The 15238-nt window shown below is 61.2% G+C and carries 11 protein-coding genes and 5 pseudogenes; 10 read left to right on the top strand and 6 right to left on the bottom strand.

The genetic code is table 11. The features are described 5' to 3' along the window. Both ACMGRF_RS09410 and ACMGRF_RS09405 read right to left on the bottom strand, forming a co-directional pair. Complete coding sequence (locus ACMGRF_RS09410) at positions 1 to 210, bottom strand: DUF1656 domain-containing protein (RefSeq protein ID WP_049413090.1); 210 nt, start codon at positions 208 to 210, stop codon at positions 1 to 3. A gap of 4 nt (positions 211 to 214) precedes the next feature. Further along, entirely contained in the window at positions 215 to 2089 is a 1875-nt protein-coding gene (locus ACMGRF_RS09405) for an FUSC family protein (protein ID WP_080352968.1), read from the bottom strand. Between the two features lie 166 nt (positions 2090 to 2255). On the opposite strand from ACMGRF_RS09405, the gene ACMGRF_RS09400 reads away from it, so the two are divergent. Then, positions 2256 to 3050 (top strand): helix-turn-helix domain-containing protein, encoded by a 795-nt coding sequence (locus ACMGRF_RS09400; protein WP_049413092.1) that lies wholly within the window; start codon positions 2256 to 2258, stop codon positions 3048 to 3050. A 35-nt stretch (positions 3051 to 3085) separates the two neighbouring features. Here ACMGRF_RS09400 and ACMGRF_RS09395 read toward each other — a convergent pair. Continuing rightward, positions 3086 to 3217: pseudogene (locus tag ACMGRF_RS09395) on the bottom strand (alpha/beta hydrolase); the annotation flags it as partial. Here ACMGRF_RS09395 and ACMGRF_RS09390 point away from each other — a divergent pair. From ACMGRF_RS09390 to ACMGRF_RS09355, 8 genes and pseudogenes are all read left to right on the top strand, one after another. Beyond that, positions 3211 to 5138: pseudogene (locus ACMGRF_RS09390) on the top strand (RHS repeat-associated core domain-containing protein); the annotation flags it as partial. The pseudogenes ACMGRF_RS09395 and ACMGRF_RS09390 sit on opposite strands and share 7 nt — an antisense overlap. 564 nt (positions 5139 to 5702) lie before the next feature. Next, positions 5703 to 6817, top strand: a pseudogene (locus ACMGRF_RS09385) (RHS repeat-associated core domain-containing protein); the annotation flags it as partial. Between the two features lie 485 nt (positions 6818 to 7302). Further along, on the top strand, positions 7303 to 7587 hold the full coding sequence (locus tag ACMGRF_RS09380; protein WP_152904726.1) for a hypothetical protein: 285 nt from the start codon (positions 7303 to 7305) through the stop codon (positions 7585 to 7587). 39 nt (positions 7588 to 7626) lie between these two features. After that, positions 7627 to 8223: pseudogene (locus ACMGRF_RS09375) on the top strand (RHS repeat-associated core domain-containing protein); the annotation flags it as partial. 900 nt (positions 8224 to 9123) lie between these two features. Continuing rightward, positions 9124 to 10292: pseudogene (locus ACMGRF_RS09370) on the top strand (RHS repeat-associated core domain-containing protein); the annotation flags it as partial. A gap of 10 nt (positions 10293 to 10302) precedes the next feature. Continuing rightward, positions 10303 to 10518 carry a hypothetical protein gene (locus tag ACMGRF_RS09365; protein WP_049413534.1) on the top strand — a complete coding sequence of 72 codons (216 nt, stop codon included), beginning with the start codon at positions 10303 to 10305 and terminating at the stop codon, positions 10516 to 10518. A gap of 494 nt (positions 10519 to 11012) precedes the next feature. Then, positions 11013 to 11402, top strand: a complete 390-nt coding sequence (locus ACMGRF_RS09360) for a hypothetical protein (RefSeq protein WP_070489794.1) — start codon at positions 11013 to 11015, stop codon at positions 11400 to 11402. 10 nt (positions 11403 to 11412) lie between these two features. Further along, positions 11413 to 11748, top strand: a complete 336-nt coding sequence (locus ACMGRF_RS09355; RefSeq protein ID WP_134709321.1) for a DUF6984 family protein — start codon at positions 11413 to 11415, stop codon at positions 11746 to 11748. 45 nt (positions 11749 to 11793) lie between these two features. Here ACMGRF_RS09355 and ACMGRF_RS09350 read toward each other — a convergent pair whose 3' ends face one another. The 3 genes from ACMGRF_RS09350 to ACMGRF_RS09340 all read right to left on the bottom strand — a co-directional run bounded on the left by ACMGRF_RS09350 (position 11794) and on the right by ACMGRF_RS09340 (position 13689). Further along, entirely contained in the window at positions 11794 to 12627 is an 834-nt protein-coding gene (locus ACMGRF_RS09350) for a hypothetical protein (RefSeq protein ID WP_414485878.1), read from the bottom strand. Beyond that, positions 12606 to 13103, bottom strand: coding sequence for a hypothetical protein (locus ACMGRF_RS09345; RefSeq protein ID WP_134709319.1), 498 nt, complete (start codon positions 13101 to 13103; stop codon positions 12606 to 12608). The genes ACMGRF_RS09350 and ACMGRF_RS09345 overlap by 22 nt, the downstream gene beginning before the upstream one ends. Before the next feature lie 208 nt (positions 13104 to 13311). Then, positions 13312 to 13689, bottom strand: a complete 378-nt coding sequence (locus tag ACMGRF_RS09340) for a hypothetical protein (RefSeq protein ID WP_414485877.1) — start codon at positions 13687 to 13689, stop codon at positions 13312 to 13314. Positions 13690 to 14255: 566 nt separating this feature from the next. Here ACMGRF_RS09340 and moaA point away from each other — a divergent pair. After that, complete coding sequence (gene moaA / locus ACMGRF_RS09335) at positions 14256 to 15236, top strand: GTP 3',8-cyclase MoaA (protein ID WP_414485876.1); 981 nt, start codon at positions 14256 to 14258, stop codon at positions 15234 to 15236. The last annotated feature ends 2 nt before the right edge of the window (positions 15237 to 15238 follow it).

Here is a 15238-nt window from a genome sequence, read left to right as displayed (position 1 = left end):
TCATTTCTCGAGCAGGGGCAAAAGCCGGATCATCAGCTCCGCCAGGATCAGGAACAGGGACAGGCCCACCAGTGGTCGCGCGGCGAACAGGCGGTACAGGCCGAGACTGGCGAGCAGGCGCGAGGTCAGCATCGACAGCGCCAGCGCGGCGGCGGCCACGGCGAGCAGGCCGGGGATCAGCACGCCATCAATGGAAAGATCAGAAAACATGAGGTCAGTGCCGATGGGTGAAAGCAGGCGCCAGCAGGTCGCGGCGCAATCCGCAGAGCAGGTGCGACAGATGCTCACGATCATCCCCGCTGCTGGCCGTCGCGGCCTCGCGCATGCGGTCCAGCAGTTCAAGAAGATGGATGTCGACACTGCGTGGCGCACGAGTGCGCATCCTGAAATGTGCGGCGATGCGCTCGACCAGCGCGGCGTGAAGCGACTGGGTGCGCGGATCGCCCAGGCGCCTGCCCAGCGCGCGGAGTTGGCTGGATGCACGTGCCGCACGAGCGTCCGCAAACAGCGTTCGCAGGTCGTGTGCTGCGCTGGCATGGCCCTGCAACCTGGGAGCGAGCAGTCCGATTCGATCCAGCATGCGGCTGAGCCAGGCGCGGGTCACATCCCCCTGTCCAGCGGCGTGTCGTGCGATATCCCGACGGATCGAACGCTCCAGCCGTGCGCGGTTGCGGCTCGCATCGGCGGTCTGGAACAGCTGCATGCTGCACAGTGCCACCGTCGTACCGACGAACAACGCAACGCTGTTGTTGAGCGCGCCGACGATGTTGACCGTATTGGTCGCACCCAGACCTGCGATTAGCGGGAAGGTCAGCACCAGGCCCAAGGCAGCCATGGTGAAGGGTAGCCGGGCCAGGAACGATCCGCACAGCAGCAGAGCAGGCGCCAGCGCGGCAATCAGGCCGACGAAATCGGACAGCGCGGGGAAGATCAGCAGACCGTAGAGCAGGCCGACGGCAACGCCGATCGACGACCCCACCAGATAGCGCATGACATGCGGCGCAGGCGCTTCGATCGTGCCGAACAGCACGCACGCCGTGCCGATGATGGACACCGCCGTGGCGCCCTCCGACCAGCCGGTAACGATCCACACCACGCAGCTCAGCAGGATGCCGACGAACGCGCCCAGCGCGCTGCGCAGGGCAAGCCGATGATCCCGGTGAAGTACCGCACCCTGCGCATGTCGCGCAAGGCGGGCAGGTACATGCAGGCGCCAGTCGGGGCGGGCGGTGTGCAGTTGCGCCTGCAGCACGCGGCAGTCGGCGTGGGCCAGGTCGAGCTCGGCCTGTTGCGCGACCAGGCCGGCCCGCAGCAGATCGCGCCAGCCCCTTGCATCCATTGCGCTGGCCTGTGGTGAACGCAGCCGGGCGATGGAATCTTCCACCGCGCTGGACAGCATCAGGACGTCCAGCATCCGGTCATGCAGGGCACGCAGGATCTGCACCTGGGCCACGCCTTGGGCACTGTCGAAGGGCAGGTGGATCGACAGCACATGCAGTTCGAGCAGGTCAGCTGCCACTTTCGAGCGGTCCGTCGCCAGCACCGTGTCCGATGCACCGGCGCACATGTCGCGCGTCCATCGTTCCGCATCATCCAGCACGGCAGCGACCCGCGCATGCACGCGCATTGAGACCCGGCGCGGCATCACCAGCGCATGGACCAGCGTTGCTGCAAGGATGCCGATGGCGATTTCCTGCACCCGCGTGATGGCGATGGTGAACACCTCTCCGGGCACCATCACCGCAGGAAAACCAATCAGACTGGTGGTATAGCCGGCCAGCAGGAACGCGTACGCACGTGGCGTGCGGTCGAGCATCGCCAGGTACAGGCACAGCGCCATCCACGTGGCGAGCGTGGCGCTCAGCACCAAGGGCGCATTGGCGAAACGTGGCACCAGCGCGACGGTGGCGATGGCCCCGCCGACGGTACCGAGCAGGCGGAACAGGCCGCGGCTGAGTGTCGCCCCGGACAGAGGCTGCGATACCAGATAGACCGTGCCGATCACCCAGAACGGGCGATTCAGGCCGATCCTTAGAGAGACATACAGCCCCAGCGACGCGGCGAGCAGGCATTTGAGCGAGAACAGCACCGCCTCCTGATCGGTCCTGAGGGCAGGGCTTTTGAACCGGGCGAATGCCTGGAACACGTGGGGACGGGCAGGAGTGGGGGAGTGCATGCGGCTCATGCTAGTGATCGGCCGCACTAGCGAATTTCGCTACAATGACAATCAATCGCTAAAACCGGTCAATGTGAGAATGGCTCGCATTTCGCTCCCCGGCTTTGACCTGGACCCGGACGAGACCGATCGCCCGGCGGTTGCCAGCCGCCTGCAGGTGGCCGAGCACGACGCGGAAATTCCGGTGCATGAGCATCGAAAGGGCCAGCTGATTCTTGCGCTGCATGGGGCGGTGACCTGCGAAGTCGCCAATGCGCTGTGGATCGTGCCGCCCCAGTGTGGCGTCTGGATTCCGGGCGGCATGCCGCACAGCAACCGCGCCACCGCCAACGCGCGCCTGTGCTATCTGTTCGTCGAGCCCGGCGTCGTCGATCTGCCCATGCAGTGCGTGACGCTGGACATCTCGCCGATGCTGCGCGAGATGATCCTGCACCTGGCAGACGCGCCGCTGGACTATCCGCATGGCAGCCACACCGACCGGCTGGCGCGGGTGTTGCTGGACGAGCTGGTACAGATGCCGGCCGAGCATCTGTCGCTGCCGGTCAGCCATCACCCGAAGGTGCGGGCGTTGGCGGCCGCGCTGTCGGCGGATCCGGCAGACCGCAGCACCATCGGCCAGTGGGCAGTGCGCCTGGCCCTGGGCGAGCGCACGTTGACCCGGCTCATCGAACGGGAAACGGGATTGTCCTTCGGGCGCTGGCGGCAGCAGCTGCACCTCCTCATCGCCATTCGGGAACTCGCCGCCGGTGCACCCGTACAACGCGTTTCCGAGACGCTGGGCTATGAGTCGGTGACGGCCTTCATCACGATGTTCAAGAAAGCGCTTGGCCTTTCCCCGGCGCGGTACTTCGCGGTGCGCCTGCGCGGGCAGTAGCGGGGAACAACGGGCGAAGCCGTTGCCTGGAACGGCTACTTCGAGGTGTCGGAGACCGATTGAATCGCGGCCACCACCGCAGCAGGATCCTCGCGTTGGAGGGTGTGGCCGGTTGCCAGGTAGCGGTGCGAGCCGCGCGTGAAGCCCGGGAAGAGCAGGCTATGCCTATAACGGTTTCGGTGATCTGACCGGGCAAGTCAGCCCGGACAGTGGCGCCAGCAGCTTCACCGTGGACGCGGCTGGCAATCGCAAGACGGCTACCGATGCGCGTGGCGTCACCGCCGCCTATCACTACGATGCACTCAACCGCCTGATCGGTATCGCCTACCCGGACCCCAATCTGGACGTGGGCTACAGCTACGACGTGGCGCCTGCCGCGTGTACCACCGACGAGCGCTTTGCCAAGGGGCGCCTGGGGCAAGTGCTGCACGCCAATGGCAGCACCCAGTACTGCCACGACCGCTTCGGCCAGGTCACCCGCAAAGTGCAGACCATCAATGGTGTCGCCAGCACGCTGCGCTATGCCTATAGCAAGTCGGGCCGCCTGACTGCGCTGACCTACCCCGACGGCAGCGTGGCCGACTACGTGCGCGATACCCAGGGCCGCATCACTCAGATCGGCCTGACCCGGCCTGGCCAGGCACGCCAGATCGTGGTGAACAACGTGACCTATGCGGCCTTCGGCCTGGCGACTGGCTGGACCTATGGCAACGGCCGCCAGCTACAGCGTCCGCTGGATCTGGACTACCGCCCGCAAGCAGTGCACGACCCGGCCGCAGGCGGCCTGTCGCTGGGCTATGGCTATGACCCGGTCGGTTCAATCACCGAACTGAAGAACGGCGCGGGCTCGGCGGTGCTCGCCAAGTACGCCTACGACACGCTGGGCCGCCTGACCCAGACCCAGGACGGCACGACCGGCACGCCGATTGAAACCTATGCGTATGACGCCACCGGCAATCGCATCGCATTGACCACCTCGGCAGGCACCGCCAGCTACACCTATCCCGCAACCAGCCATCGCCTGACTGCGGTGGATGGCGAGTCGCGCAACCATGACGCGGTGGGCAACACCACCAGCATCGGCGGCAAGACGTTCACCTACAACGATGCCAACCGCATGAACGCAGTGAAGCAGGGCGATGCTGTACTGGAAAGCTACGCCTACAACATCGCGGTGAGCGCGTGCTGCGTACCCCGGCCGGTGGCGCAGCGCAGATCACCTTGTACGACGAAGCAGGGCAGTGGCTGGGCAACTACTCGGCCACGGGCCAGGCGCAACAGCAGGTCATCTGGCTGGACAACTACCCGGTGGCGTTGATCAACATGCCGGCCACCGGCGTGCCGGAACTGGCCTACGTGCAGCCGGATCACCTGGGCACACCGCGCGTGGTGATCGATCCGGTACGGAATGTCTCGATCTGGGAGTGGAGCAACAAGAGCGAGGTGTTCGGCAACCAGATTCCGAGTGCAGACCCGGACGGGGATGGTGTGGCGTTCGAACTGGCACTGCGCTTCCCAGGCCAGCAGGCGACGGATGCGAGTGGGCTGTTCTACAACCATCATCGCGAGTACGACCCGGCGGTGGGGCGGTATTCGCAGAGTGATCCGATTGGGTTACGAGGCGGAATCAGCACCTACGGATACGTTGGCGGAAATTCACTTAGCTTAATAGACCCGTTGGGATTAAGGAACGTGCACAAGACAGCCGTCGCAATTGGGAATGCGATCAACGCTGGGCGCTTGCTTGCTTCGGGTACGCTGAGGATCGCTGGAGGACTTGGCATGGAGGGGGCAGTAGTGACTGCCGCACCGGGCTCCGCAAGTATTGGGCTGGGCGTCTGGAACATCACTAGTGGCCAGAAGGCGTGGGCTCGCGCCGAGCAGCAGTGGGCGGAGGCAGCCTGTGAAGACAGTAGCAACTATTCGAGGGGCGACGTCCTGAAGACATACTCGGGTTTGTTGCCTTGGGGAACTGAGTCAGATGACCCCGGTGAGCCTTTTTGGATTGATATTATGGAGAAGCACGTTAAGGAGGCTGTCCATAAGCCAAGGGAATTCTTGCAGGAAGTAGGAACCATAGGACTATGAAAACTGGATTGCTGCTCCGCTATGTTGCTTTGATGATCCTGGTCCTCCTAGGCTGGTGGTTTTATAGGCACATAAGCCCCGCGCTAATGACATTGGTTGGGCTAGGCATCATGGGCGGAAGCACCGTATGGGTCATTGTGGCTCTCACAAGAAAGCCAAGTGAAGCGGCCCGAATAGCCAAATCTTGGTGGCGCTTGATCTGGGATGGCTTCTGGGGACTGTGAACTAATGTTACGCCCGCTAATTAAAGTCTCCAGCAGGCCGATTGGGACCTCTGCCTACCGATACTGGCAATCGCAACACACTGACCATGTTGGCAGGAAGCGAGAGCCACACCCATCCGGCAACCAACCATCACCTGAGGCATTTACCGCTATGTACGATCGTCAGCCAGACGCTGCCTCTAGTTCTCGAGAGACTGTGGATGATCTGTGAGCACGTATTTCCGTAGGGCATAACATAAAACTCAGGAGGTCGTCGATACGTGGTTCGCAATCCCCTGAAAGATGGACTGGACAACGCCTTTGGCGGCAGGATGCTGCTACGTCAGTGCGAGACATTCGAAGCGTGGCTGACTACGTGCGAGATACCCAGGGCCGCATCACTCAGATCGGCCTGACCCGGCCTGGCCAGGCACGCCAGATCGTGGTGAACAACGTGACCTATGCGGCCTTCGGCCTGGCGACTGGCTGGACCTATGGCAACGGCCGCCAGCTACAGCGTCCGCTGGATCTGGACTACCGCCCGCAAGCAGTGCACGACCCGGCCGCAGGCGGCCTGTCGCTGGGCTATGGCTATGACCCGGTCGGTTCAATCACCGAACTGAAGAACGGCGCGGGCTCGGCGGTGCTCGCCAAGTACGCCTACGACACGCTGGGCCGCCTGACCCAGACCCAGGACGGCACGACCGGCACGCCGATTGAAACCTATGCGTATGACGCCACCGGCAATCGCATCGCATTGACCACCTCGGCAGGCACCGCCAGCTACACCTATCCCGCAACCAGCCATCGCCTGACTGCGGTGGATGGCGAGTCGCGCAACCATGACGCGGTGGGCAACACCACCAGCATCGGCGGCAAGACGTTCACCTACAACGATGCCAACCGCATGAACGCAGTGAAGCAGGGCGATGCTGTACTGGAAAGCTACGCCTACAACATCGCGGTGAGCGCGTGCTGCGTACCCCGGCCGGTGGCGCAGCGCAGATCACCTTGTACGACGAAGCAGGGCAGTGGCTGGGCAACTACTCGGCCACGGGCCAGGCGCAACAGCAGGTCATCTGGCTGGACAACTACCCGGTGGCGTTGATCAACATGCCGGCCACCGGCGTGCCGGAACTGGCCTACGTGCAGCCGGATCACCTGGGCACACCGCGCGTGGTGATCGATCCGGTACGGAATGTCTCGATCTGGGAGTGGAGCAACAAGAGCGAGGTGTTCGGCAACCAGATTCCGAGTGCAGACCCGGATGGCGATGGTGTGGTATTCGAGCTGGCGCTGCGCTTCCCGGGCCAGCAGGCCACCGAAGCGAGTGGCCTGTTCTACAACTACAAACGGGAGTACGGCCCGGCAGTGGGGAGGTACTCGCAGAGTGATCCAATCGGCTTGGCTGGAGGTATCAGCACTTATGCCTATGTCAGTGGAAACCCGATCAGCTTGATTGATCCGCTTGGGTTGGAGCAGGGGGCGGCATTCAGAGCGATCTATCTTGCAGACGGGGGGAGTTCAAATTCTCCAAGAGTCGGATATCACGACTACTACATTTGGGTTCCGATGTGTGCTGGCGGGTGTACGCCGGATCAGGCCTTTAACGCGATGAGAAAATTCTCAGCGCCTGGTGCGCCCCCCGCACAAGACGGAAGTCGCAACCTTGTGCTGCCAGGTCTGACAAAAGGAAATCCAATCAATCAGACCGTGGATCCTTGCGAGAGAACCATCAAGAATGTGGCCTTGCCAGGTCACCAATTTGGCGGATCGGTCACTATTTAAATTCAACAGAGGAATGGTGTGGTGGGTGCGCAAATCGTTGGAACCGGCGTCGGGCCGAATCCGATCATGAATCAGCTTATGGGGCCGATGATTTTTGAGTATCTCGGTTCCCGCGCTGCGAGGTCTTTGGGGCCATGAATAATGTGCTAAAGAAGGGCTCAAGGCGCCGATTGGTGTTCGCTCTGTTTCTGCTCGTATGGTTCGTAAAATCTATTTTGGGATTCATTGCTGTCGCAGGACGAGATGCTCCTGGCTACCCGGGCGCTGTGAGAGGCTTCCCATATCCGTATCTTGGAGACGCGACATTTTACGTTGTAATACCGGCTATGTTTGTAGGGCTTAACGTGATCATGTTTTTGTTCGCGAGCAGGATTCCGAAATGGTTAGCCATCATCGTTGCGGCGCTGCAATTATTTACTCTGCTGATGCTCCTGTTTCTTGGTGCAGGAGGAATTTAAGTGAGCTGCATATCCGAAGCCCCGCTCACGCGGGGCTTCTCTTTCACCTGCAACGATGCCAACCGCATGAGCTCGGTGAAGTTGGGTGACGCCACAATTGAGAGCTACGGTTACAACCATCGCGGCGTGCGCGTGCTGCCTACCTCGGGTAGTGGCGTAGCGCAGATCACCCTGTACGACGAAGCAGGGCAGTGGCTGGGCAACTACTCGGCCACCGGCCAGGCGGAGCAGCTGGCCATCTGGCTGGACAACTATCCGGTAGCGCTGATCAATGTGCCGGCTACAGGCGTGCCGGAACTGGCCTACGTGCAGCCGGATCATCTGGGCACACCGCGCGTGGTGATCGATCCGGTACGGAATGTGTCGATCTGGGAGTGGAACAACAAGAGCGAAGTGTTCGGCAACCAGATTCCGAGTGCTGACCCGGATGGCGATGGTGTGGCGTTTGGGCTTGCGCTGCGCTTCCCGGGCCAGCAGGCGACGGATGCGAGTGGGCTGTTCTACAACCATCATCGCGAGTACGACCCGGCGGTGGGGCGGTATTCGCAGAGCGATCCCATCGGTCTACTTGGGGGGATTGCAAGCTTTGCGTATGTTGGTGGGAATCCGATTTCACCGTCCGATTCTCTTGGATTGTGCGAAGACGATAATGGTTCTGATGCGCCCATTCATCAAAAAGACATACGGCAAGTACTTCAAGTCATGCATGTCCTACGTTCAGCCTCCGACATGGTTGACTTTGCCGATGTCTGGTGCGTCCGTTCTGACGTTGTTTGTTGAAGTGCCCTTTGTTGCCGGTGTTGCAACAGTGGGGGGAGGAGCGCTGGCGAGCTATGAGGTTGGAGCCGCTATCGTCTGCGCTATGGCTGGATCCCTTTGACTCCGGAGCAAGAGTTGACTCCCATTGCGAACGCGGAGGAGTGGGGGGATGCGCGTGGATTCTGGTGTGCGAGCCATGTGTCCGGGGCGTTGGGCGGAATGTGTGGAATCAAGCAAACCCTCTTCCCAGGTGTTCTTCAAAAGAGTGCAAAGGCAGCGGAATGTCCAGTCAAGTGAAGGATAGAATTTTCTCATCGTTGATTTGCTTCACTCTATCTGCTTCTGTGAATTTTGCGGGATGGGTATGGATATCCGCTTTCATGAAGATAGGAGCGATGCGAGTTCCCTACGTACTGCTTCTCTCATTACTCCTTTCGGTCACATTCTTTGCGCTCTCTCGAGCCGAAAGTATGCGCCGCATCCCGCGAAGTTTAGTGGTGGGGTTGATCGCTGGTCTTGTACTCGGGGTCGTGGCTGTAACTTCTTCCAATCTGGCAATTGATGGGGGGCGCTTGCTTGTAAAGAGCCTTGAGAGATTCGGAGCAACGGCATTGGTAGCAGACCTTTGGCCATCGCTGTTACTTGGAAGCTGGCTTGTGGGAGCGATCTCATTTTGCGGGGCATCGGCTTATTTAAGGCGAGCGTCCCTAGGGATGCCCTGAATAATTGCCACTGAGCCCTGGATTTTCATCATGCCGAATTAACCTATGCCCCGGCGCCACCGGTAATCGCACCTCGCTGCCACTTCAGCAGGCACTGCCAGCCACACCTATTCCGCAACCAGCCACCGGCTGACCGCCGTGGACGGCGAAGCGCGCAACCATGACGCAGTGGGCAACACCACCAGCATCGGCGGCAAGACGTTCATCTACAACGATGCCAACCGCATGAACGCGGTGAAGCAGGGCAATGCCGTACTGGAAAGCTACGGTTACAACCACCGCGGTGAACGCGTTCTGCGTACCCCGGCCGGTGGCGCAGCACGGATCACCTTGTACGACGAAGCAGGGCAGTGGCTGGGCAACTACTCGGCCACGGGCCAGGCGCAACAGCAGGTCATCTGGCTGGACAACTACCCGGTGGCGTTGATCAACATGCCGGCCACCGGCGTGCCGGAACTGGCCTACGTGCAGCCGGATCATCTTGGCACGCCGCGCGTGGTGATCGATCCGGTACGGAATGTCGCGATCTGGGAGTGGAGCAACAAGAGCGAGGTGTTCGGCAACCAGATCCCAAGTGCCGATCCAGATGGCGATGGTGTGGCGTTCGAACTGGCGCTGCGCTTCCCGGGCCAGCAGGCGACGGATGCGAGTGGGCTGTTCTACAACTACCAGCGGGAATACGACCCTGCAGTGGGGCGGTATTCGCAGAGTGATCGCATTGGACTCAGGGGCGGGATCAGCACATACGGATACGCAGGTGGCGTCCCGTCGTCTTTGATAGATCCACTTGGTTTGTGTCCCTGCGAGTGCGTCGACTACTTAGGCATGACGTTCGGTGTGGCAGACGTCACCTTTGGAGGCTTGGAAGCTGTGAATGGCGCAGGAGCCACCATTGCCGGTGTTTTGTCTCTGCAGCCCGAAGTTGCAATCCCCGGATTCCTGGTAATGGTGAATGGTGGAGCAACGGCGTACGATGGAGTGTCAGCGATACAAACCGCTCAAGATGGAAAGGAAAGAGAATCCATCTACACCGAGGTGGGCGGGGAGTTGCTGGGGCCAGTTGGCGCGAAGACGGGAGAGCTGTTGTCGTTTGGCTTGACGTTCAGCGGTCACCTTAAGGCCACACGGAAACTGTTGCAACGCGTAGCCACTGACAAGGATGCACTGGATGCCATGAAGGCGGTGAAGGATGTTTCGGGTGGGTCCGGGTGCAATTGCAAATAATGGAGATGATATGCATATGCGCAAGAAAATATTTAATTGGCTTGGTTTGTTGTTCTTTGCGCTAATCTTCTTGAGGTCCTCGTCCTATCTTGTATTGAAGGCGTATGCGATTGGCCACCTTGAGAGGGGCGATTATTTTGTAATGTTGCCAATGGCGCTGGGGTCGCTCCTGATCTGCGGCATGTTTATGGCAATTATTATTAAAGGAGTGAAAGCCAATCGGTAAGCTCCGCCTCGGTTGATGCGTACCTGAATGGCTATCGGCGTGAGACGTCGAAGCGCGTACTGAGGATTCGGGGATGCCAAAGGTGAGGTGTGCCGCCGCTGTCATTGCCGGTCTGGTTCTGGCCGGCTGTGCAACATCGGGTGGCGATATGATCGTGCGCGTCTCGGGAAGCGTGCCGCCAGGTCAGGGTGACGTTCGCGCTCTCGATTGTGAGCTGAGCATGCTCGGGGAGGGCGAAGGTGTAGTTTCGTCGAAACCGGTTGGAAGCACATTCGCGGTCCCCATGATGGTCGTTGCAGGGCCGGAACCCCAGAGCTACCAATTCGGCGTTGAATGCAGGGACGGCCGGAGTTTCGCATCCAAGCCGGTGCAGATCAGTAGTCGGCGCTCCTATGCTCGGCATCTCAACCTTGGGGAGCTTCAGGAGTGGTGAGAGAGAGGAAGGGGCGGACGAGGCCGCACCACCGTGGTATGCATCTGGTGGATTCCAGTAGATGAACCAAGATTTCAACTCCCTCGAATGGTGTGACGCCACGTTGCTGGCCATCAACATTGATAGGAGCAAACCTGGCGTATGCGACGAGGTAAAGGTCCACGTGCGCTGGCCGGACGGCCGGCAGGCAACCGTCTGCTTCTCGGAAGCCTACGGGTGCTCGGCGCTCATGAACTTCGGCGTACTGGGGGAGGAGGGAATAGAGTTCGCCAGGGTCGAGGACGACGAGCCGGGGCTTGCTCATCTTCTTGATCGTTGGAAGGCGGTCGGCTATCCGTTGTCCGGCCTGAAGTGTTTCCGTATCGAGACCACCTCGACCGGAAGCGTAATTCTTATCTACGCCAGGACATGGCGGATCGAGCATCTGCCGATGGCGGGTGCAGTGCCCTGAAGGACATTCCGTGCCCAGATTCCTCACGCCCGACGAGGTCTCCCTCATCCACAGGCTGCTGCCCGAGACGACCGAGCTGTCCGAACGGTTGTTGAAGGATCTGGCGCTCGCCCAGGTGGAGGACGTGGAGGTTGTCGGATTCGGGGGCGTGGTGTTCCTGTCCAGCACGACCCAGGTCTTCGGAAGCGACATTGCCACGGCGATGCTTGCCGATGCCGACGGCGTGCCGGTGAGAGTCACCCTGTGCCTGGACAATCACGATCAGCTCTTCGAGCTGGAGCTGTGCAAGGTGGACTTCTCGCCGATCATCGGCGTCGATCTGAGGAGCGCTTTCAGCGAGCACTGACGCCTGCTGAAGGCGATCCTCGCTGAAGGGCGCTGCGCATGGGATTCACCCTTCGGAATCGGACAGGGCCTGGCGCTGCGCTTCGGCTGCCATCCGGATTGCCTGCAGTTTCGAGTGATTCGGCCAGCTGTAAGCTTCGAACGAATTGCTGCCATCCGGATAGTAGAAGATCGTCCTGTTGCCTTTGGCTTTGACTTTAGGTCCCACGGATCGCGTGAGAAACTGCGAATGTAGGATGGGTTCGAAATGGACATTGCGGGCATCAGGTGCCTTGTAAGTTAGGTGGTAATCCCCGTTCGTGATCAGGCTCATTGACTTTGTATGGCCTCCAAGGAACCTTTCACTGAGCCATGGGTAGTAGTCCCGCACAACTGTCAGATCTCCGTCGACTTTGATACCCCAGCGGCCGTTGGGCGAATTGTTGTCATCAAAAAAGACAATCATGCCGGCGGGACGGCCGGATCGAATGCCCTCGCCAAACGCGGAGGTGTCTTTGTACTCCGCGCCGAAGGTGATATTGCTCAGTTGCCAGTTGCAGGTGCCACCTCCATTCACCGGCACTTTGGCCTCGAACAGTCTGCTCTCTCGCTGCTGGATGGGCTTCAAGTCCATCCGCTGATAGCCATCTCGATCATACGGAATTCCGGAGGCAGAGTAGCTGGTGATGGTGCAAGTCTTTGAACGGTACACGACTCGCACGTCCATCGTTTCGAGCTCAGTAGGGACTTTGATGGCCACATTGACCACGCCTGCGTCGGTGCTGGGAGATAGGCTTCGGTCCGGCAACTCCCGGTCCGGGGTGTGGCCGCAGCTGCTCAGAAGCAGGAGGGCGAGGATTGTTGCGGGGATGGGAAGTTTCATCGGCTGAAGTCGGGGCATGCTGATTTCTTCTGAATGCTGAGGGCTCCATCGGCATCTGTCTTGAGACAGAATGTGGCTTCATAGATTGCGGTACGCAGATACCAGAGATTTGGAATTTGTCGAATTGCTTGAAAGTAGTAGGTTGTGTTCAATTTCAGTTGAAAATTCTCCCTGTTGTCGGGCCCATCCCGCTCGTAGCCGTCTGGTATTGAGCCGTATGCAATGCAGTTGCCAGGCTTTAGCTTCATTGGCTTGGCATCGTCCTTCAGGCGGATGGCCCAGCTTTCGGATTCGAGCGTGTAGTACTCCAGCAGTAGCAGGTTGGCCACTGGGAACGAGCCCTTCGCTTTTTCCGGGATGCAGATCGCGGGTGTGCCATCCACAAGCCTGATATCTGCCTCTTCTCTGATCAGCTGGAACGCGTGCGCCATGTCTGGGGCCACGCAGCAACCGGCGGCCACGAGCAACGCCAAGGTGCTTTTGAAATTCTGCATTGGTTTCTGATGCCTCCGTCTGCACAGCTCTGAAAGTGCGAGTGATTCAATTGCCCTGATCACCCTTGCCAGCATGGTCGTGTCGTCAGAAGAATGGTGGCGCGCGCCAGTCTGGAGCGGCCGTCACAGGGTGAGTAAGGCGAAGGGCGTCGCATTTGAGCGGGCGAACGCCGGGGCGAAAAGAGGGCAGGCGCGACATCGATAGAGGCTACTGCTCACCCACCTGCAACCGCCCCACCGCCTGCGCGCACAGCGACTGGCAAGCCATGACCAACCCCTCCATCACCCGGTCGCCCACGTACTGCCCGGGTTCGCCGTTCTGCCGGGTGCGTTCGGCCGCCAGCAGCATTTCCAGCACCACCCGCAACCCGTTCAACGCGCAATCGGCATCGGCCAGGGCCAGGCAGCGGCCGGGCAGCTGGTGACGCTCCGGCCACGGCTGCCCATCAGCCGCCGCACCGGAGCCGATGCGGTGGAGGTTGGCAATGAAGGTGTTCCTGTCCACGGGCGGCGCGGCTTGTGGCGAACCGTCGTCGCCGGCGGTGCTGCGGTAGGCGTGCAGATGCGGGAGGTCCGATTCGTTCATGGCAAGGCTCCGTGCAGGGCAATCGGTAGCCGCCACCCATAAAAGTGGCGGACGGTACGTGGTTCGAACACCGGGTTGATGTCAGTCCGGCGGGCCCGAAGGCCCCCACGCACCGCCCGCCATAGCCGGCAGACGGATTGCCAGCCGGCGCCACGCTAGGGTGGCGCCGGCTGGCAAGCGCATACATCAACATCAACTCGGGTGTTCGAAGCCCGGCCACCCTTTTGAGGTGGCACGCCATCTGAGCCCCTGGTGCTGTGCAATGCCAATCAGAAGAGTTGCAAACATCACTCGATTGGAGACGCTTTTGACATTGTCCAACGCTGTTAAGCCCCGGCAGTGCTGGCTGGCGTAGTGATCCGTCCGCAACGTGCAATCTGCGACAGGGGTCGAGGTTGTCACGGCGAACGGGCCGGGCGGGGAGGGCCTATCACGACAGGCGGCGCCAATTCAGGCTGCGTGGCTCACGGGTTGACGCTTTCAACGCCCCAGCGCACTCTGCGGGTTGGGGTCGACAACCCGTTCAGGGGCAGGGCTGCAGGGTGGTACCAGGAGGCGGAACAGCCATGAGCCAACTCACCGACAGCTTCGGACGCAGCTTTCCGTACCTGCGCTTGTCGCTCACCGAAGCCTGCAACTTCCGGTGCAGCTACTGCCTGCCCGACGGGTACCAGGCCGACGGCCGCCCGCGTTTCCTGCAGGTGGAGGAGATCGGCCGCCTGGTGCGGGCCTTCGCGGCGCTGGGCATGAGCAAGATCCGCCTGACCGGTGGCGAGCCCAGCCTGCGCAAGGATCTGGACGAGATCATCGCCACCGTGGCGGCGGTGCCGGGCATCCGCAAGGTGGCCATCACCACCAACGGCACGCTGCTGCCGAGGCGCCTGCCGGGCTGGCACCGGGCCGGGCTGACCGCGCTGAACGTGAGCATGGACAGCCTGCAACGCGAGCGTTTCCACACCATCACCGGGCACGACCGCCTGCCGGAGATCCAGCAGGGCCTGGCGCTGGCGCAGGCGTTGGGCCTGCCGACGATCAAGCTCAACGCGGTGCTGCTGCGTGGCCTGAATGACGACGAGCTGCCGCAGTGGATGGACTACCTGCGTGACCGCCCCTTCAGCGTGCGCTTCATCGAACTGATGCGCACCGGCGACAACGAAGCCTATTTCCAGCGCCACCACCTGCGCGCTGATCGGGTGATCGAGCAGCTGCTGGCCGCGGGCTGGCACGAGCGCCCGCGCGCCGCCGATGCCGGCCCGGCCCGTGAGTTCAGCCACCCTGACCATCGCGGCAGCATCGGCATCATCGCCCCGTATTCGCGTGACTTCTGCAAGGGCTGCAACCGCCTGCGGGTGACCGCCAAGGGCGACCTGCGGCTGTGCCTGTTCGGCGAGTTCGGCGTGCCGCTGCGACCGCTGCTGCAGCGCGATGAGGACCACGACGCGCTGCTGGCACGCATCACCACCCAGCTTGGCCTGAAAGCGGCCGGGCATGGACTGCACCAGGGCCAGACCGGGCTGACCCCGCACCTGGCCTCCATCGGAGGATGAGC

Origin of the sequence: Stenotrophomonas sp. EMP41 (genome assembly GCF_047495535.1) — a bacterium.
Lineage (GTDB): Bacteria > Pseudomonadota > Gammaproteobacteria > Xanthomonadales > Xanthomonadaceae > Stenotrophomonas > Stenotrophomonas sepilia.
The sequence above is the reverse complement of the archived record's forward strand: the minus strand, read 5'-3'. Positions and strand labels throughout refer to the sequence as shown.